The 20,529-nt window shown below is 48.1% G+C and carries 12 protein-coding genes, 2 tRNA genes and 2 rRNA genes; 10 read left to right on the forward strand and 6 right to left on the reverse strand.

Going from position 1 to position 20,529, the window contains the following annotated elements; translation table 11 throughout:
* Positions 1–102 precede the first annotated feature (102 nt).
* The 3 genes from infC to rplT all read left to right on the forward strand — a co-directional run bounded on the left by infC (position 103) and on the right by rplT (position 1,456).
* A complete protein-coding gene (gene infC, locus ACDC99_RS03160) occupies positions 103–792 on the forward strand; it encodes a translation initiation factor IF-3 (protein WP_044072759.1) in 690 nt (229 codons plus the stop codon).
* A gap of 85 nt (positions 793–877) precedes the next feature.
* Positions 878–1,075 (forward strand): 50S ribosomal protein L35, encoded by a 198-nt coding sequence (gene rpmI / locus ACDC99_RS03165; RefSeq protein WP_022315894.1) that lies wholly within the window; start codon positions 878–880, stop codon positions 1,073–1,075.
* A gap of 36 nt (positions 1,076–1,111) precedes the next feature.
* Positions 1,112–1,456: a 50S ribosomal protein L20 gene (gene rplT, locus ACDC99_RS03170; protein WP_022315895.1), complete on the forward strand. Its 345-nt coding sequence runs from the start codon at positions 1,112–1,114 to the stop codon at positions 1,454–1,456.
* Between the two features lie 212 nt (positions 1,457–1,668).
* On the opposite strand, the gene ACDC99_RS03175 is transcribed toward rplT, so the two are convergent.
* From ACDC99_RS03175 to ACDC99_RS03200, 6 genes are all read right to left on the reverse strand, one after another.
* Positions 1,669–3,804: a Tex family protein gene (locus tag ACDC99_RS03175; RefSeq protein ID WP_042520095.1), complete on the reverse strand. Its 2,136-nt coding sequence runs from the start codon at positions 3,802–3,804 to the stop codon at positions 1,669–1,671.
* A gap of 218 nt (positions 3,805–4,022) precedes the next feature.
* Positions 4,023–5,327 (reverse strand): histidine phosphatase family protein, encoded by a 1,305-nt coding sequence (locus tag ACDC99_RS03180; RefSeq protein WP_044065026.1) that lies wholly within the window; start codon positions 5,325–5,327, stop codon positions 4,023–4,025.
* A gap of 119 nt (positions 5,328–5,446) precedes the next feature.
* Positions 5,447–7,138: a RagB/SusD family nutrient uptake outer membrane protein gene (locus tag ACDC99_RS03185; protein WP_044065028.1), complete on the reverse strand. Its 1,692-nt coding sequence runs from the start codon at positions 7,136–7,138 to the stop codon at positions 5,447–5,449.
* Positions 7,139–7,217: 79 nt separating this feature from the next.
* A complete protein-coding gene (locus ACDC99_RS03190; RefSeq protein WP_370755811.1) occupies positions 7,218–10,445 on the reverse strand; it encodes a TonB-dependent receptor in 3,228 nt (1,075 codons plus the stop codon).
* A gap of 268 nt (positions 10,446–10,713) precedes the next feature.
* Positions 10,714–11,727: a FecR family protein gene (locus ACDC99_RS03195; protein ID WP_044065277.1), complete on the reverse strand. Its 1,014-nt coding sequence runs from the start codon at positions 11,725–11,727 to the stop codon at positions 10,714–10,716.
* 271 nt (positions 11,728–11,998) lie between these two features.
* Positions 11,999–12,595 carry an RNA polymerase sigma-70 factor gene (locus tag ACDC99_RS03200; RefSeq protein WP_022315902.1) on the reverse strand — a complete coding sequence of 199 codons (597 nt, stop codon included), beginning with the start codon at positions 12,593–12,595 and terminating at the stop codon, positions 11,999–12,001.
* A gap of 425 nt (positions 12,596–13,020) precedes the next feature.
* Between ACDC99_RS03200 and rpsF the strand changes: the two genes are divergently transcribed.
* The 7 genes from rpsF (at position 13,021) to ACDC99_RS03235 (ending at position 20,481) form a co-directional block, all read left to right on the forward strand.
* A complete protein-coding gene (rpsF, locus tag ACDC99_RS03205; protein WP_042520097.1) occupies positions 13,021–13,365 on the forward strand; it encodes a 30S ribosomal protein S6 in 345 nt (114 codons plus the stop codon).
* Positions 13,366–13,367: 2 nt separating this feature from the next.
* Entirely contained in the window at positions 13,368–13,634 is a 267-nt protein-coding gene (gene rpsR / locus ACDC99_RS03210) for a 30S ribosomal protein S18 (RefSeq protein WP_042520093.1), read from the forward strand.
* 19 nt (positions 13,635–13,653) lie between these two features.
* Positions 13,654–14,184: a 50S ribosomal protein L9 gene (gene rplI, locus ACDC99_RS03215; RefSeq protein WP_022315904.1), complete on the forward strand. Its 531-nt coding sequence runs from the start codon at positions 13,654–13,656 to the stop codon at positions 14,182–14,184.
* A gap of 1,366 nt (positions 14,185–15,550) precedes the next feature.
* Positions 15,551–17,082: ribosomal RNA gene (locus ACDC99_RS03220) — 16S ribosomal RNA — on the forward strand.
* 156 nt (positions 17,083–17,238) lie between these two features.
* A tRNA-Ile gene (locus tag ACDC99_RS03225) sits at positions 17,239–17,312 on the forward strand.
* A gap of 57 nt (positions 17,313–17,369) precedes the next feature.
* Positions 17,370–17,443: transfer RNA gene (locus ACDC99_RS03230), tRNA-Ala, on the forward strand.
* A 142-nt stretch (positions 17,444–17,585) separates the two neighbouring features.
* Positions 17,586–20,481 (forward strand): 23S ribosomal RNA (locus tag ACDC99_RS03235).
* Together the 16S and 23S rRNA genes with 2 tRNA genes alongside form the textbook arrangement of a ribosomal RNA operon.
* Positions 20,482–20,529 lie beyond the last annotated feature (48 nt).

A 20,529-nucleotide genomic window follows, 5' to 3' on the forward strand; every position in this document is an offset into this window, starting at 1 on the left:
CAGAGTGATATTTCGCTATTTATATGTAAAAAAAGAAATGATAATTTTGCAATTTACATTAAAAAGTCGTAACTTTGCAGCCGCTTAACGTAAAATAGTCGAATGAAGAATGACAAAATGAAAAACCAGTACCGCGTGAACGAACAGATTCGCGTCAGGGAAGTGCGAGTTGTTGGAGATGATGGTTCAACCGTAATGCCTACACGTCAGGCTCTTGATATAGCAAGAGACAAGGGCGTGGATTTGGTAGAGATTTCTCCAAATGCCCAACCGCCAGTATGTCGTATCATCGACTATAGCAAATTCCTTTATCAGCAGAAGAAACGTGCAAAGGAACTGAAGGCAAAGCAAGTTAGACAAGAAGTCAAGGAAATTCGTTTCGGACCACAGACCGATGATCATGACTACAACTTCAAACTCAAGCATGCCAAGGAATTTCTCGAGGAAGGCAACAAGGTTCGTGCTTTCGTGTTCTTCCGTGGCCGTTCTATCCTTTTCAAGGAGCAGGGAGAAGTTCTGTTGTTGCGTTTCGCCAACGATCTTGAGGAATATGGCAAGGTGGAGCAGATGCCTGCATTGGAAGGCAAGAAGATGTTCCTCTATCTCTCTCCAAAGAAAGCCGGTGTAGCCAAGAAGAGTCAGCAGAAGATGGATAGAGAGCGCCGTGAAGCTGAGGCCAAGGGTCAGACAAAAGAAGAGGGGGCTACAGAAACTGCTGAGACTCCTGCTAACGGAGGACTCTTCGCTAACGCCAAAAATGGTGCCGATGCTCTGAAGAAGCTCCAGAAGTAATATATAAGAGAAAATAACAGGTGCGTAACGTCTTGGTATATACGTTGCCACCGCATAATAAATAACCATTTAAACATTTAAAAAAATGCCAAAAGTAAAGACAAACTCCGGTGCAAAGAAGAGATTTCGTTTCACTGGTACAGGTAAGATTAAGAGACGTCACGCTTACCACAGTCACATCCTGACTAAGAAAACAAAGAAGCAGAAGCGTAATTTGGTTCACACTGCAATCGTTGATCCTAGCAACGTTAAGCAGGTACGTGATTTGCTGCGTCTCCGTTAATCCTATTGTCTAACATTTTTAAAGTAAGAAGAAACTATGCCAAGATCAGTAAATCATGTTGCTTCAAGAGCAAAAAGAAAAAGAATTTTAAAGCTTACACGTGGTTACTATGGAGCGCGTAAGAACGTATGGACCGTAGCCAAGAACACTTGGGAGAAGGGTCTTACCTATGCTTACCGCGATCGCCGCAACAAGAAGCGTACTTTCCGTGCGTTGTGGATTCAGCGTATCAACGCTGCTGCCCGCCTCGAGAATATGACTTATTCTACTCTGATGGGTGCTCTGCATAAGGCTGGTATCGAGATCAACCGTAAGGTTCTCGCTGACCTCGCTGTAAACAACCCAGAGGCTTTCAAGGCTATCGTTGCTAAGGTGAAGTAAATCATAAGCAATCATAAATCCCAAAAAAAGCTGCATTGCAATTTTCGCGATGCGGCTTTTTTATTGCTCGTTATTCCTGTCTCTACTGGTCAAAGTTGTGGTATATCTTATTTGTTTGCTGGTCTATGTTCTTGCTGAAGAGCACCAATGCCTTGTCTTGACAAAGCATTGATGCTGATTCACGTTAAACTTCCATTATTTGCATAAGGCTATTATATTCCTTTCATTGATAGTGATATGCGATGTCGCTTCTCGTCAACCTCAGCTACTCTTACCATGACATGCTGGTGTAGCTTCACTACTTGTGTAGGGTCGCTGACGTAGCGGTCGGCAAGTTGGGAGATGTGTACCAAACCGTCCTGATGCACGCCGATATCTACGAAGGCACCGAAGTTGGTGATGTTGGTGATAATACCGGGCACTACCATACCCACCTTAAGGTCGGCAATAGATTGTATGCTGCTGTCAAATTCAAATTCTTCAATTTGTTCTCTTGGGTCGCGTCCCGGTTTTTCCAGTTCGCTGATGATGTCAGTGAGTGTAGGTATACCTACTGTGTCTGTCACATAGCGTTTTATGTCTATGCCATCACGCTTCTTCTTGTCGAGAATCAGGTCGCCAACAGAGCAGTGGCAGTCTTTAGCCATCTGTTCTACTATTTTATAGCTTTCAGGATGTACAGCACTGTTGTCAAGAGGATTACGGGCTCCTGGTATGCGAAGGAATCCGGCACATTGTTCAAATGCTGCCGGACCGAGGCGTGGTACGCGTTTCAATTGTGCTCTGCTCTGGAACGGCCCGTTTTTGCGACGATATTCCACTATGTTCTTAGCCAATGCCGGTCCCAGTCCGCTGACGTATGTCAGCAGATGGCGACTTGCCGTATTAAGGTCTACGCCCACCGAGTTTACGCAACTCTCCACCGTCAAGTCAAGGCTCTTACGGAGCTTCGTCTGGTCAACGTCGTGCTGATATTGTCCCACACCGATACTTTTCGGATCTATTTTCACTAATTCAGCAAGAGGGTCCATAAGTCGTCTGCCTATCGACACAGCGCCTCGTACTGTGACGTCCTCCATAGGGAATTCCTCTCGTGCTGTTTCAGAAGCAGAATACACAGAAGCACCGTCCTCACTTACCACAAACTGCTTTATTTCATCAGCGAGATGCAGTGAGCGGACGAATGCGGAGGTTTCGCGACTTGCCGTACCGTTGCCAATGGCTATAGCTTCGATACGGTAATCTTTTATCATCTTAAGCATCTGTTGTGTGGCTTGCTGAACCTTGTTTACAGGAGGGTGGGGGAATATGGCCTCGTGGTGTAGCAGATTGCCTTGTGCGTCGAGACATACTATCTTGCATCCCGTTCGGAATCCTGGGTCCACTCCCATAACTCGTTTCTGACCAAGTGGGGCAGAGAGCAACAGCTGTCGCAGGTTTTCTGCAAACACGCCGATAGCCTCCTCATCGGCTTTTTCCTTGCTCAGATTTGCAAATTCCGTTTCTATGGCAGGTTTGAGAAGTCTTTTGTATGAGTCGTCAACAGCTTCGCCCACAAGTGAGGAGCAGCGCCCGTAGCCACGGACGAAGAATCTTTTAAGCCTCTCGGTACATTCATCATCGTCGGCAGATATTGAAATTCGGAGTATACCTTCGCTTTCGCCACGGCGCATGGCAAGCAGACGATGGGATGAGCATCTGCGTAGCGGTTCGGAGAAGTCGAAATAGTCTGAGAATTTCGCAGCCTCTTCACTCTCTGCCTTTGCCTTGACAACTTTCGACGATATTATGGCACCACAGCGGAAAGCCTGTCTCACGGTCTGTCTGCTGCGTTCGTCTTCGCTCACTGTCTCGGCAATGATGTCTTGTGCTCCGCGAATGGCAGCCGCTATATCTTTCACGCCATCTTTAACGAAACGTTGTGCGGCAGCTTCCGGATTGTTTTCTTTTTGCATCATGAGGATTACAGAAAGCGGTTCCAATCCTTGTTCGCGAGCCATCTGTGCTCTGGTACGACGTTTTGGTTTGAATGGCATGTAAATGTCTTCCAGTTCGTCAGCATCCCAGCAGAGGTCAATGCGCTGTAGCAACGCGTCTGTCATCTTTCCTTGGTCTGTGATGGTCTTCACCACAGTTTCTTTGCGTTTGCTTATTTCTTTTAGCTTGTCGAAGGCGTCGCTGATGGCTGCAATCTTCACTTCGTCGAGACCTCCTGTGCGTTCCTTGCGGTAGCGGCTGATGAAGGGGATGGTGCATCCCTCTTCGAGCAACTGGAGAGTGTTTTCTGTACTTCGGCGACTGATAGATAGCCGGGCGGCTATGATTTCTGAGAATTTTTCAATGTTCATTGTTGTATTTCTTAATCAACTATTCTTTTTGCTTACATGTTAACGGAAAAATATAATAAAGATTGTGCAACGTATGGAAATTAGTTGTGAATTAAGAAGGTAGTTAGTTGTGAATTAAGAAGGTAGTTTCTCCTTAACCAAAGAAGGCCCGGAGATGATATATTCTCCGAGCCTTTGCGAACATAAAAAACTATTGGTAAGGTGTGTGGTGTGTTGTCTTATTTTCTGTTGGCTACACGTTGTTTGATTTGCTTAAGCCTGTTTTGATAGTAGTTCTTCACGTCAGACCATTTGTAATATGGCCATGAATCGGTGGCTACCGGGATATGGCATTCCTTCTCGTTGTGGAGGAATTTTACGATGATATTGCCTGCCTTGTTGCGGAAGAATACAATCTGAATGTTGCTTGCCATCGGGGTGGCCTTGAAGTCAGCCCAGTGTTTGTAGACCTCTTCTGGTTTCCTTACTTCCACATCAAAACCATCGATCTGTAGGAATGCAAGTAGCGGAATGACGTTTCCGTCGTGGCCGAATCTTAGGTCAGCAGCCATATCGCCATTGCTGATAGCCTTGTCTGCACATTCAAGGATATTCTCAACGAGCGTTGATGCGTTTGCCATTACCAGTCCGTCGCTCATCTGAGGATTGGCATTGCCGATATAGAAGCGGTAGTTCACGCACTGCCACATGTCGAAGAGTTCTTGTGGCGTGAAAATGTCGTAGAACGTCACGTCTTTGGTCTCTATGTCCTGCATGTCAGAAGCAATCCAGTAGAATGCCCATGCGAGTTTCTCCGGATTTACCTGGCAGCGGATAAAGTCGGCATCTGAAAACAGTGAGTTTACGAGGCGAGCAGGTTTCACGTGTTCTGCCTCAAACTTGCGATATTCCTCCACCCAAGGACCAGTCTCACCATGAGTGAATTTGTTTGACTCATCGGTATGGTAATTCAGATATGACATGTTGCGCTCCGTCATTTCGTAGTCGATAGAGAGCTGCGGATATATACCTTTTAGTCCATCGCAGAATGCCGCCATACTCATGGCACAACGGTATACAACAGTGGAACGGGCGAATACACGGCGTTTGCCTCTGAACGCCTCAGGATAGTTGCGGGCCATTCTCTCTGCAATACCTTTGTGCTGTCTGGCTCCCAGTGGAGTGAGGTCTCCGCCCCGTCCGCGTGTTTCTGTGAACACCTTGCGAAGGCGCTGCAGCACGTCCTTTCCGAGCGGTGTTATGCATCCTTCATTTTCAGCTTTCTCAAGCAGTGAGATGGTCATGGTGAAGTCGCCGTCGCCCAAGAGATAGCGAGAACCGTGGCGTCCGTAATGGCTTACGTAGAATGGTGTGTAGCCTTTTGGAGCAGGAGTCTGGCGTGTTGTCACTTCTGGGTATGCGAGATATACGCCTCCCGACTTGTTGAGATCGGCACTGATCTCTTCGAATGATGTCTGTGCCATCGCACCGTTGGCTGCCAAGGCGATGGTCAGTGTGAGTAGTGTGTGTCTGATTGAAATCATGATGTTTGTTTTTAGTTGACGAGTTGACAAGGAGGTTTCCTTTGATTGTCAGAAGAAAAACAATTTCCTTGTCTACTCGTCTACTTGTCTACTTGTTAACTCGTCTGCTTGTTAACTCGTTAATTGGCATAACCGTCGTTCTGCTTCAGCAAAGGCATGTTGGAGAACTCTGTCTGAGGGATAGGGAATACCTTCAGGTAATCCTCTACGTCGGCACCTTCGCGCACGCCGTTCTTCCAATCCCAGTTGCGTCCGCTTGTGAATTTGCCGAAGCGTACGAGGTCGGTACGGCGCACAAGTTCTGTGGCAAGTTCGCGCTGGCGCTCAGCGAGGATGAAATCGAGATTGAGATCGCTCATCTGTATATCTCCCGATACGTCGGAACGAACACCGTCCTTTGCGTATTTGCCAGACATATAGGCGCGTTCGCGTATTTCATTTACATAGCCTAATGCTTCATCCATAGTGCCGTTAGCACCTCTCAGAATAGCCTCGGCGGCTATGAGATAAGCTTCGGCAGAGCGGAACAGAGGGAAGTCGATGGATGAATATGCGTCACCCTGCTCTGGCAGAGAATTGTCACGGTTTACGTTGCGCCATTTGATGTAGCCGTAGCCACAGGTGAAGGTGCTCGTCATGTTGCCTTTCTCGTCCCATGTGTTCTTTGTCTGGTTGGGCAGAGCCGTCATGAACTGTGCTCGCTTGTCCATCTTCTTGTCGCCCCATGTGTCGTTTGGGTCGAATATCACATCCTGGGCGTCGAAAGCGTCAACGAGAGTGGTCTTCGCCCTTACGTTGCCCCATCCGCGAGATCCAACGCCTGTTTTATACAGCTCGTTCATCGGTCCGTTGACGAAAGCCTTTGTGTAGAAGTTCGTTCCGGCTGAGCTTTGTGCTCTGAGTCCGTCCTGAACGAGAGGCCAGATTATTTCGCTACATTTGTCGTTGTCGGCGAGGAAGATCGTACGATAGTCAGGGGCCAAAGGATAAGTACCGTCGTTGATCACCATCTTGGCATATTTGAGAGCATCGTTGTAGCGGTTCTCGCCAGTCCATGATTCTGCGTTTATATACATTCTGGAGAGCAGGAACCATGCTGCCACACGGTCGATACGTCCATACACGTTCTCGCCTGGAGCCTTGAGGTCTGTGTCTATGGCGAGAAGTTCGCTCTCGGCAAAGTCGAATATCTGCTTGCGGGTCCACTGTTGCGGTATGTCCTTCACGCCAGTGTTCTCGTCGATGTATGGCACGCCGCCGAAGAGGTCGCACAAGGTAGCATAGCAGTAGGCGCGGATGAATCGTGCCTCTGCACGGTAGCTGGCACATTCGCCGCCAAGTTCATTCCATAGTCCGCGGCTCTTGAGCTTGCTCTCGGTACATTCGCGCAGCAACTCGTTGCAGTATGCTATCGACATGTAGAGACGCTGATATGTCCAGCGGATGACAGAAGCGTTGGATGCGTCCCACTGCAAGTTTAGACATTTGCGCAGTCCGTTAGACGATGATGGCATGATAAAGTTGTCTGTTGGCAACTCCTGCAGGTAGAACATGAGGCGCACATATCCAGAGTATCCTTCGTTGGCACCCTCAAGGTCACCGTCGCCACCGTCGCCACCTTTCTGACCTGTGAGGATAAGTGAGCTGTAGCATTTTGCAAGTACTCCTGTATAGCCGTCGGCTGTCTGATAGACCTTTTCGCTCACCAGCTCATTGTCGTCGAGAGGCATGGTGTCGAGGTCGCTGAAACATGATGTGAAGAGGCATCCCAGGATGCCCAGCAACATTGTTTTCAATATATTCTTTTTCATAAGTTGTGTTCATTTTGTTGATTGACTGGGAAATTGTTTCATTCATTGACCAGTTCTCCCGTCAATTCATTTACTTTATTTAAAAATTCAGATTAGCAGATATTGAGAAGGTGCGTGGACGAGGATATACGTCACGGTCGATACCGTTGTATATCTCTGGATCCAGACCCGAATAACCGGTTATTACACATACATTCTGAACTGCTGCCGAGAGACGCAGGCTGCTCGATGAGTTCCATAGTTTGTGGAATGTGTAGCCCAGCGTGATGTTGTCGATACGGAAGAAGTCACCCTTCTCAAGGAAGTAATCAGAATAGAGCTGCTGCTGCTGGAATCCGCTCTGTGCCGTGGTCTTCAGGATATTTGAGAAGTTGCCCTGATCGCTATATACCTGCTGCTGGTATTGGTTGGCTGCCACATAATTATATATGTAGTTTCCGAATGAACCATGGCCAGTGATGCCCAACTCCCAGTTCTTGTATGTGAATTGAGTGTTGAAACCGAGATATGACTTTGGCAGGGCGCAGCGGCTGGCATGGCGTGTCTCCTTAGAAGAAACGCTACCGTCCGGTTGTACGAACTGACCTTCCATAGGCTTGCCATTCTCGTCGTATGCCTGCTTTGCCAGATAGAAGGTGTAAGGGCGTTTGCCCACCATGAAGCATTCAACGAACTTGCCAGTGTCAGAGATGGCGCCGGTTTCAACGTAAGAGCCTTCTGTATCTACGGTGTTGAGTTTCGTTATCTTTGAGTCGTTCCAAGTGTAATTCAGTCCTACGCTCCACGAGAAGTCCTTGGTCTGAACAGGCACTGCATTGATTGAGAACTCCACACCCTTGTTGTCCATCTCACCGATGTTTGTGGTGAGCACGGCGGAATAGTTCACACCGGAAATTACAGGAATGGTGTTGAGAAGGTCCTTGGTGTGGCGTTTGTATACGTCGATAGAACCATATATGCGGTTGTTGAGGAAACCATAGTCAAGTCCGGCATTCCATGTCTCCGTTGTCTCCCATTTGATGTCGCGGTCGTAGCCGTTAGGACGATAAGTGTTATACCACTTGTCACCGAACAGATAGCTGGATTCTGGATAAGAGGCAGAGAAGGTTGTCATGTATGGATAGTCGTTGAGAATGTCCTGCTGACCAGTCTGGCCATAGCTAAGGCGCAGTTTCAGGTTTGTCAGAACCTTGTTCTCTTTCAGGAACGACTCCTCGGAAATCTTCCATCCCAGGGCTACAGAAGGGAAATAACCATAGCGGTTGCCCTTGGCAAATCTCGACGATCCGTCGGAACGCAGAGTTGCCGTAACCATGTATTTGTTGTCGTAGCTATAGTTCAGTCTTCCATATAATGAAAGGAGATAATATTCAGACTTAGAGTGTTTTGCGGAGAACAGTTCCACTCCCTCTGGCGACAGTGTGGTATCGCTGAACTTCTTCCAGAAATGCTGCCATCCGTAACCGGCCATGGCTCCGATGTCGTGTTTGCCGAATGAGTGCTGATAATTGGCATAGAGGTCGAGCAGGGTGTTCGTCTTGTTGTGCTTGGAGTTGTAGTCGAGACCCGTACCGTCCTTTTTGTTAGCCGTATACATCATTCCCGCCAGCTCAGGCACAAATTTGCTGTATTTGCTTTCAAGCACATCGTAGCCCAGGTTGAGGTTCAACTGCAGGTCTTCGAAACCGTGCACCTTATAGTTGAGGGCAACGTTGCCGATAGAACGATAGAGCTTGTTGTGCAGATTCTGTAGTTCCAATTGTGCCACAGGGTTGTCGGTCTGTATGGCCATCGGAGAGTTGCCGTTCATCCAGATGAAGTAGCCACGGCCTGGGTCAGTGGCAGATGTCTCGCTGCCGGTATGCACAGGGCGTGTTGGGTCATAAGCCAAGGCATTGCCTACAACTGATTCGTCCACGCGGGTGTTGTCCTCCATTGAAGCTTTCAGATTAACGTTTACAGAAAGGTGGTCCTTGAAGAACTTCGGTGCGAGACCGCCGTCGAAGGTATAGCGCTTGTAATTGTTCGTGCGGATGATACCGTTCTGGTTTGTGTAGCCTAAAGACACCCTAACTGGAGCTTTCCTGTTGATGCTTCCCGACATGGAGATGTTGTGGTCGGTGCCGAATGCTGTTCGGTATATCTCGTCCTGCCAGTCGGTGTTGTTTGTTCCGAAAGCTGCGTCAGCTGGTACACCTGTCACTGTTGGGGCGAAGGCACGGAACTCATCGGCGCTGAGCACTTTCAGACGTTTCGCTGTAGTGCTTATAGCAAAGTTTGCTGAATAGTTGAACTTCGGTGCGCCCGAACTTCCTTTCTTTGTTGTTATCACGATAACGCCGTTGCTGGCACGTGAACCATAGATGGCAGTGGCAGAGGCATCCTTCAATACAGTGAAAGTCTCGATGTCGTTAGGGTTGATGCCGCCGATAAGGTTGCTGCCGCCCTCGATGGAAGAGTTGTCCACTGGCACACCGTCGATAACTATCAGCGGGTCGTTAGAAGCCGACAGAGATGCACCGGAGCGGATACGTATCGTAGAGCCAGAGCCTGGAGCACCAGAGCTTGAAACAACGTTTACACCGGCAACTTTGCCCACGAGAGCGTCTTGTGCACTCGCTCTTGAACCTTTGTTGAATTCATCTGGCTTGATGGCAGAAACAGACCCCGTAAGGTCATTCTTCTTCACGGTGCCGTAACCCACTACGACCACGTCGTCAAGCTGTTTCGTATCTGGATTCATCTTGATTCGCATCATGCCGTCGGCAACGGCAACGGTTTTGTCCTCATAGCCGATGTAGCTCACGTGGAGGCTTTTCGCTGAAGAGGGAACGTTGGCAAGAACGAAATTACCGTCGATATCGGTAATTGTACCGCCTGGCATGCCGTCCACAGTTACAGTGACACCGATCATGGGGTCACCGTTTTCGTCCAGGATACTTCCTGTAAGACGTTTGGTGGCATTGTTGCCGGCTTGTTGTGTGGCATGTTTCACACCGTTGTGGCGAGCTTTGGTTATAATGATGTTCTTGCCTTCAATCTTGTAGTCGATGCCCTTCTGACCCTTCAAAATCTGCTCGATTACGGCAGAGAGGTCGGCATTGGTTGCCGACACCGTTACCTGTCGCTGGGTGTTGACATCGGTAGATGAGAAAACAAAAGTGTAGCCGGTCTTTTCCCGCAATTGGTTCATGGCCTGCTTCACAGTTACATTGTTTGCTCTGAGCGTCACCTGCTGAGCACTGGCAGTGGCGCTGAGGCATAATAGTGCTGAGGCTATGCATACAGCCTTTTGATAGTTGTACATAGGATTAATAGATTTATTTTTTATTATTGTTTATGATAGAGATTATGTCCTGCCTGCTCCATATTGGGGCGAGGCGGATTCGGTTATTCAGTTTTTATATTCTGACTGCTTATTTACAGTTCTTATAAGTTCCTTTTTTCAGTATTTCGTGTCATTTCCTTTTCTTTTGTTTATCCATAGGCTTTGTCTTTTGTTTTTATATTTCAGGTTTCATAATAGATTCGGTTTATGTAAGATTGGTAAATCTGTTTCTTGTAAATTTACCCATTCAATATATGTAATACTCCCCACTTTTCAGTCGTTTGTATCTCATCTGTTGAGTTTTGGCCATTGTAGACAGAATATCCTCAATGGTTGTTGTCTGGCGGAATGTTCCGTAGAAGGCCCTCTGACGTAACTGTTGTGCCACTTTTATCTTCACTTTGTAGGTGCGCTCCAGTGTTTGGGCTATTTGTATGAGTGGTATCTCGTCGAAGAACAGTTCACCATGTATCCATGAGTCAGAACGGTTGCCATCTTCCATCTTCATCTTGGTCATCTGGCCAGTGCCCTTGTTCAGTGTCAGTCGCTCGTTGCCTACCATTTCCATGTGTTTGCCGGTCTTGGTGCTCGCAATGTCTACATGTCCACGCATTAGCTTCACAGTGACGCATTGGTCTTCTGGATAGTCGCGAAAAGTGAATCTTGTGCCAAGGACCTTCAGATTTGCCGATTTCGTACTTACCACAAAGGGCAGCTCCTTGTTTTTGCTAACGTCGAAACATGCTTCACCTGTAAGCTTCACATTTCGGTCGCTGATGCCGAATCCTTGAGAATACTCGATGTGTGAACGGGCGTTCAGCCATACACGGCTTCCGTCGGGTAGACGCACTTCGGAGATGGAACCGTCTGAAGACGATACTCTGATCTGGGCAAGCTGACGCGTCATGCTGCTTGTGGCATATTCGTATCCTGCCCACGGTAGAGCTACGGCCAAGGCAATGGCAGCCGCTGCCACGGCACTACGCCAATGAAGGCGAAAAAATGATGTGCCGCCGGTATTCCCTTTTGAAGAAGCGCGATCGCAGAAACGGTGGTAGGCCTGTTCCTTGTCGTAACCGTCGGCAGATGATGCAACGGCAGATGAGAAGTCAATCTCGATGATATGCCGTATGCGACGGCGATAGTCGTCAGACTCCAATGCGGCATCGCGCAGGAAAACTATCGCCTCCCTGTCGCTTCTGTCAGCAAGATAACGCTCCGCCATCTTGTCGATCTGTTCGTATTTTTCTTCTCTTTGCATATCAGGATTTTTGAGTCTCTATACTGTTATGACAAACATGACAGATGAGAGGGTAGTGAAAAACTGAAAAAAATAACTCCATCATAAAAATATTTATTCAATGGTGATTGAAAGTGTGTGTCTCTCCTAGCGTACATTATTTATATAGTCTTTTCCCATTGTTCTTCAAGTGTAGGCTCATTCACATGCTATTTGTTCAGAAAACTGCCTGTAAGGATACTGGCTGTGATTGAGTGAATGACTATAATGTGGATTTGCATACTTTGAAATGCTATCTTATGAGCATGGCGATGACAATCCACTTCAGATAACCGTCAAGATTGGAATGGAGAAATGACAATGCTTGCTTGATGTGATATTTCACTGTGTTGGTTGAAATATTCAGTTCACTAGCGATTTCCTTATATGAAAGTCCTTCGAAACGGCTTTTCTCGAACACCTCGCGGCATTCTTTAGAAAGCAGCGATATGCACTGACTTATTTGTTCTTCGAGTTCCTGTTCGAGCAGTGTTCCTAGGGGTTGGCTGCCATCTGTGAAAATAACGTCGAGCATTTCCATTTCTTCTCTTATGTTGAGAGAAGCATTGGTGGCAGAAAGGCGCTTTATGCGCGATTTCAGTTCGTTTATACACCTGTTCCTTACAGCTCCCAATAGGTAGGAACGCAGACTGCTGGTTATGTTGAGTCTCTCGTGGCTCTTCCAAAGATTGAAGATCACGTCGTCAGCAATGCTTTCAGCCATGGCCCTGTCGTGGAGCATCCTGTTGGCAAAACTGCACATCAGTCCATACTCATTATCAAAAATGTAGCGAAAAGCATCCTCGTCGCCTTTGTATAACCGTGATATTATAAAAGTGTCGTCAGCCATATCTTTTATAATTGATTCGTATTATAGTTGATTCGAAGTGAACGTGTGATATTAACTCGTTTTAATTGGATTTTGATAAAGATGTCGCGTGGCAGTATGTTTTTATATTGTCTCTTGCCATCTCATAGGCAAAGGTACACGTTTTTCTTGAAAATTATGTCTTTGCAAGCATCTTTTTGGCATTGGAAACTGCCTTGATGGCTGATCGGTGGGAGAAATAATGCCTGAATAATTACTTTATGTATGAAGGAAAGTTAGAATTAACCCTATTCTTAATGGTTATTACATGATAAATTCCCTTAAATAGTATTAGACAATAGTTAACAAGTGTTTAAATGATAGTCGGGTTGTGTATAGTATAAAAATAAAAGTCGTACCTTTGCACCGCATTTTGCAAATTTAATAAATAAACAATTAAAACAATGTTGAATCATTACGAAACCGTTTTCATTTTGACTCCCGTTTTGTCTGATGAACAGATGAAGGAAACGGTCGCTAAATTCAAGACTCTGCTTACCGACAAGGGAGCTGAGATCCTGAACGAGGAGACCTGGGGACTGAAGAAGATGGCTTATGCAATTCAGAAGAAGTCAACAGGTTTCTATTGCCTGCTTGAGTTCAAGGCTGAGCCATCAGTTGTTGAGAAGCTTGAGATTGAATACCGCCGCGATGAGAAGGTAATCCGTTTCATGACAGTTAAGCTTGACAAGTATGCTTCTGAGTATGCTGTCAAGAGAAGAAACAAACTTGGTAAAAAAGAGGAGGCTTAAAAATGGCACAAGAATCAGAAATCAGATACTTGACTCCACCTTCAGTGGACACTAAGAAAAAGAAGTATTGCCGTTTCAAGAAAAGCGGTATCAAGTACATCGACTATAAGGATCCTGAGTTCCTCAAGAAATTCTTGAACGAGCAGGGAAAAATCCTTCCACGTCGTATCACTGGAACATCTCTGAAGTATCAGCGTCGTGTGGCACAGGCTGTAAAGCGTGCACGCCAGATCGCACTGCTTCCATACGTAACTGACTTGATGAAATAATTTAAAGGAGGATTACAGAATGGAAATTATACTCAAAGAAGATATTATCGGCTTGGGATTCAAGAACGATATCGTGAATGTAAAGTCTGGTTACGGACGTAACTTCCTTATCCCAACAGGAAAGGCTGTCATCGCTTCTCCTGCAGCAAAGAAGGTTCTCGCTGAGAATCTTAAACAGCAGGCTCGCAAGCTCGAGGCTATCAAGGCTGAGGCTCAGAAGAAGGGTGAGGCTATCAAGGATGTTGAGATTGTTGTTGAGATGAAGGTCAGCGCCAATGGTGTGACTTACGGATCTGTTAATGCAGCTACAGTTGCTGAGGAGCTCAAGAAGAAGGGCTTCGATGTAGACCGTAAGATCATCACAATGCGCGACGCTAAGAAACTTGGCGACTACGTTGCTACAGTACACTTCCACAAGGATGTGCTCGTTGAAATCCCTGTAAAGGTGATTGCTGAGAACCAGCCTGTAGAAGCACCTGTAGAGGAAACTCCAGCAGTAGAAGAGACTCCAGCAGCTCCAGTTGCAGAGGAGGCTCCAGCAGCAGAGTAATCTGTCAAGACAATTTGCTTATAAGCAATTTTATTATATTCCCGATGATGTGGCAACATATTCATCGGGATTTTTTTTGCTTCATATCAAGATATATGAATTTCCCCAAAAAATGAAAATAAACTATCAGGTCATATGGCTTTTTGTTATAACATGCTGATATGCCGATAGACTGCTGTCTGATGGTAGCTGTCAAATGCAGGATGGTTCATCGCCATGCTTATACTTCGTTTTCATCCTCTTATATATGTCGGTATATGTCAGACATGATAGTACTTTAGTATATAGGAACAGTGTGATAGGGGAAGAAGTCTGGAATAGTGCCCAACATGGGCAAGGGTCGTGCCCATCATGGGCAATGGTGTTTTTTTAATAATCCAATGTCAATACTTATGGCGAGCAGCATATAGTATGCAACATTTTTGGCATTATTATGTGTAAATTTTTCTTCGTTATGTTTGAAGGAAATATGAAATATTACATTTAACAACCCGTTGGCGGAATTAGATTAGTGCATACTTAATCCTAATGACAGTTTGTGTTAAAATGGGCACGCTGCTTGCCCAAGTGGGGTAACGTGCTTGCCCATCATGGGCAACGTGCTTGCCCCTGTTGGGCAGATTTGCAGTCTAATGTCTGCCCAATAAGCTAATGTTGTAACACCTATATCCCTGATTTCAGGATTCTGCCAACGCATACATTTCCTGTCGTCTGAATTCCTTTCATCTGATAATTCTTTTCATCTGACAATTCTCTTTTCATCTGCAAACCATCCAGACAATAGGCTGACAATTGCCTAGCAGTCAACTGTATGATTGTCAGAATATTACAACAAAAAACCAGACAATCTGACAGTTTTTCGGAAATTCTCGTTTTTACTGAGAATCAGCGATATGGACAATTTATGCTCATATCGACCAACTTAAATTAATTCCGCCAACGGGTATTTAACAAGCTAATTATATTATAAATAAGGTGAAAATTTTTCAAACATCGAGATATTGTCAATTAAAAGAAAAATATGGAGTTTTTCTACACTTTTTTATCAAAACATTTGGAGGGAAACAGAAAAACATATACCTTTGCATTTGCTTTTGAGAACGAACGCTGTTACAAAACAGTCACTAAGTCAGAAAGAGCGACAAGAGAAAGAGTTCTTTGAAAAGATTACAATAAACAGAGAAGTAGTAGTACAAGAAGCAGGCTTCTTTTCCACCTTATATTATATAGGGGTCATGGATAAAGGAGTTCTGGGTAGAACGAAACCTATCAATTTCTGAAGGTGATACCGAATGATTTTTCGGAGGCATTCTGAACAGAGACAAAACGAACTTTCCTTCGGGAAAGGTCATTATAAAGATATTATACAATGGAGAGTTTGATCCTGGCTCAGGATGAACGCTAGCTACAGGCTTAACACATGCAAGTCGCGGGGTAACATCTGGTAGAGCTTGCTCTTCCAGGATGACGACCGGCGCACGGGTGAGTAACGCGTATCCAACCTGGCCCATACCACGGGATAGCCCGTCGAAAGGCGGATTAATACCGTATGCTGTCATTAAGATGCATATATTGATGACGAAAGGACTGGCGGTATGGGATGGGGATGCGTCTGATTAGCTTGTTGGCGGGGTAACGGCCCACCAAGGCGACGATCAGTAGGGGTTCTGAGAGGAAGGTCCCCCACATTGGAACTGAGACACGGTCCAAACTCCTACGGGAGGCAGCAGTGAGGAATATTGGTCAATGGGCGCAAGCCTGAACCAGCCAAGTAGCGTGAGGGAAGACTGCCCTACGGGTTGTAAACCTCTTTTGTTTGGGAATAAAGTGCGGGACGCGTCCCGCATTGCATGTACCATTTGAATAAGGACCGGCTAATTCCGTGCCAGCAGCCGCGGTAATACGGAAGGTCCGGGCGTTATCCGGATTTATTGGGTTTAAAGGGAGCGCAGGCCGTGGGTTAAGCGTGTCGTGAAATTCCGTCGCTCAACGGCGGACGTGCGGCGCGAACTGGTCCACTTGAGTACGCGGGACGTTGGCGGAATTCGTGGTGTAGCGGTGAAATGCTTAGATATCACGAAGAACTCCGATTGCGAAGGCAGCTGACGGTAGCGCAACTGACGCTGAGGCTCGAAAGTGCGGGTATCGAACAGGATTAGATACCCTGGTAGTCCGCACGGTAAACGATGGATGCCCGCTATTCGCCCACCTGGGCGAGTGGCCAAGCGAAAGCGTTAAGCATCCCACCTGGGGAGTACGCCGGCAACGGTGAAACTCAAAGGAATTGACGGGGGCCCGCACAAGCGGAGGAACATGTGGTTTAATTCGATGATACGCGAGGAACCTTACCCGGGCTTGAATTGCAGAGGAAGGATTTAGAGATAATGACGCCCTTCGGGGTCTCTGTGAAGGTGCTGCATGGTTGTCGTCAGCTCGTGCCGTGAGGTGTCGGCTTAAGTGCCATAACGAGCGCAACCCCTCTCCGTAGTTGCCATCGGGTGATGCCGGGCACTCTGCGGACACTGCCACCGTAAGGTGTGAGGAAGGTGGGGATGACGTCAAATCAGCACGGCCCTTACGTCCGGGGCTACACACGTGTTACAATGGGGCATACAGAGCGCCGGCGGCCGGCAACGTCCGTCCAATCGCTAAAGTGTCCCCCAGTTCGGACTGGGGTCTGCAACCCGACCCCACGAAGCTGGATTCGCTAGTAATCGCGCATCAGCCATGGCGCGGTGAATACGTTCCCGGGCCTTGTACACACCGCCCGTCAAGCCATGAAAGCCGGGGGCGCCTGAAGTCCGTGACCGCAAGGGTCGGCCTAGGGCGAAACCGGTGATTGGGGCTAAGTCGTAACAAGGTAGCCGTACCGGAAGGTGCGGCTGGAACACCTCCTTTCTGGAGATGCCTTTCGAAAAGGTGCACCTGTAAGACAGAAGATACGGAATCAGGTCTTTCCAAAAATCTTCTTGTACTCACGAACTCCTGTTTTCCAAGAATAAAGAGAGACAAAGGAAACTGGGCGGAGAAGTCCATACACCTGACCAACCTGACAGTCCTATAGCTCAGTTGGTTAGAGCGCCACACTGATAATGTGGAGGTCGGCAGTTCAAGTCTGCCTGGGACTACGTAAGAGGCGAAACGAAATGAGCCTCACTCTCCTATATTGTTCTTCAATGTAATTTGGGGGATTAGCTCAGCTGGCTAGAGCACCTGCTTTGCAAGCAGGGGGTCAACGGTTCGAATCCGTTATTCTCCACGATTCGTGAGAATTCTGAATATTCTCAACGAAAACGATCTTTGACATGTTGTTACAGACAAAACTGTAGAAAAGAAAATTTCAATACAGCTGAAAGTATGGGCTAGGTCCCTTGTGAATTACGGTTCACTTGTGGACACAGGCGAAAGTAAGAAAGGGCGTATGGCGGATGCCTAGGCTCACGGAGGCGATGAAGGACGTGATAAGCTGCGACAAGCCCTGGGGAGGTGCAAATGACCTTTGATCCAGGGATTTCCGAATGGGACAACCCGGCAGTCTGAAGGACTGTCATCCGGACAAAAGTCCGGAGGCGAACGGAGGGAACTGAAACATCTTAGTACCTCCAGGAAGAGAAAATAAACAATGATTCCCCCAGTAGTGGCGAGCGACCGGGGAAGAGCCCAAACCGGTGTTGTCAAGGCAACGCCGGGGTTGTAGGACCGCGCTGTGGTACTTTTATCGTGAACAGAATGGACTGGAAAGTCCGGCCGTAGAGGGTGAAAGCCCCGTACGTGAAGCGAGCGAAGGCCTAGCGGTATCCTGAGTAAGGCGGGACACGAGGAATCCTGCCCGAATCCGCCGGGACCATCCGGCAAGGCTAAATACTCCCGTGAGACCGATAGTGTACCAGTACCGTGAGGGAAAGGTGAAAAGCACTTCGACGAGAAGAGTGAAAGAGATCCTGAAACCATGCGCCTACAAGCGGTCGGAGCATCCATGTGATGTGACGGCGTGCCTTTTGCATAATGAACCTACGAGTTGCCGTCGCCAGCGAGGTTAAGTCCCATGAGGGACGAAGCCGTAGTGGAAGCGAGCCTGAAGAGGGCGTCAAGTTGGCGGAGGCAGACGCGAAACCAAGTGATCTACACTTGTCCAGGTTGAAGTCCCGGTAACACGGGATGGAGGACCGCACCAATAAGCGTTGAAAAGCTTCTGGATGAGGTGAGTGTAGGAGTGAAAGGCCAATCAAACTTGGAGATAGCTCGTACTCCCCGAAAGGCATTTAGGTGCCGCGTGGGAAGGTCAGCGTGAGAGGTAGAGCGACCGATAGGTCAAGAGGGCTTCACCGCCTATCGAGACCTGACGAACTCCGAATGCTCACGCTTAGTATTCCTGCAGTAAGGGGGCGGGTGCTAAGGTCCGTCCCCGAGAGGAGAAGAATCCGGACCGCCGTCTAAGGTCCCGAAGTTCTGTCTGAGTTAGTCTAACGAAGTGTGGTCCCTGAGACAGCCAGGATGTTGGCTTGGAAGCAGCCATTCATTCAAAGAGTGCGTAACAGCTCACTGGTCGAGGGTCCGTGCATGGATAATAATCGGGTATAAGACAGGCACCGAAGGCGCGGGATAGCAAATAATAAAAGTATCGGTAGGGGAGCATTCCATCGGCGTAGAATGCAGTAGGTGACTACTGCTGGAGCCTATGGAAAAGCAAATGTAGGTATAAGTAACGATTAGGAGGGCGAGAACCCCTCCCGCCGAACGACTAAGGTTTCCCAGGCAATGCCATTCATCCTGGGGTCAGTCGGGTCCTAAGGCTAAGCCGAGCGGCGAGGCCGATGGCAGACACGGTCAACATTCCGTGACTACCGCCATCAGTGATGTCCAGACGGAGCAGTGACACCTCCGCGCCCTGACGGAATAGGGCGTTGAAGGGCGTAGGCTATGAGAATGCCAGGCAAATCCGGCGTTTGAGCTGAAACCCGAAAGTACGGGGTCCCCTTCGGGGGAACCTGACAGCGAGGGTAATCATACTCCCGAGAAAATGGGCTAAACTCATGTTGGCGGTACCCGTACCGCAAACCGACACAGGTAGTTGGGTAGAACATACTAAGGCGTTGAGAGATTCATGGCTAAGGAACTAGGCAAACTGACCCCGTAACTTCGGGATAAGGGGTCCTCACCTCCGGGTGAGGCGCAGAGAATAGGTCCAGGCAACTGTTTAACAAAAACACAGGGCTGTGCGAACTCGAAAGATGAAGTATACAGCCTGACACCTGCCCGGTGCCGGAAGGTTAAGAGGAGATGTCACCGCAAGGGAAGCATTGAATTGAAGCCCCGGTAAACGGCGGCCGTAACTATAACGGTCCTAAGGTAGCGAAATTCCTTGTCGGGTAAGTTCCGACCTGCACGAATGGTGTAATGATCCGGACGCTGTCTCGGCCATGAGCTCAGTGAAATTGTAGTATCGGTGAAGATGCCGATTACCCGCGATGGGACGAAAAGACCCCGTGAACCTTTACTACAGCTTAGCATTGACCTTGGTCATCCGATGTGTAGGATAGGCCGGAGGCTTCGAAGCGGCGTCGCCAGGCGTTGTGGAGCCATCCTTGAAATACGGCCCTTTGGCTGTCTGAGGTCTAACGCGGATAGTCGCGGACACTGCTTGGTGGGTAGTTTGACTGGGGTGGTCGCCTCCAAAAGCGTAACGGAGGCTTCCAAAGGTGCCCTCGGGCCGTTTGGTAAGCGGCCTTCAAGAGTGCAATGGCAAAAGGGCGCTTGACTGGGAGGGAGACATCCCGAGCAGGCAGGAAACTGGGGCATAGTGATCCGGCGGATGTGTATGGAAACTCCGTCGCTCAAAGGATAAAAGGTACTCCGGGGATAACAGGCTGATCCCCCCCAAGAGCTCATATCGACGGGGTGGTTTGGCACCTCGATGTCGGCTCGTCACATCCTGGGGCTGGAGAAGGTCCCAAGGGTTGGGCTGTTCGCCCATTAAAGTGGCACGCGAGCTGGGTTCAGAACGTCGTGAGACAGTTCGGTCTCTATCTATCGTGGGCGCAGGAGTTTTGAGTGGTGCTGTCACTAGTACGAGAGGACCGTGACGGACAGACCTCCGGTGTACCGGTTGTGCCGCCAGGCGCACCGCCGGGTATCCGCGTCTGGATCGGATAAGCGCTGAAAGCATCTAAGTGCGAAGCTTTCCACGAGATTAGAACTCCATTGAGGGTCGTCGCAGACGACGACGTTGATAGGGCGCAGGTGTAAAGACGGCGACGTCAAAGCCGAGCGCTACTAATTGCCCGAGAGCTTTCGCTTTCAGGCACACACTTTCAGTTGTATTGCAACTGTCAATTCTACCAAGTG

Source organism: Prevotella pectinovora (genome assembly GCF_041323955.1).
Taxonomy (GTDB): Bacteria; Bacteroidota; Bacteroidia; order Bacteroidales; family Bacteroidaceae; genus Prevotella; species Prevotella pectinovora.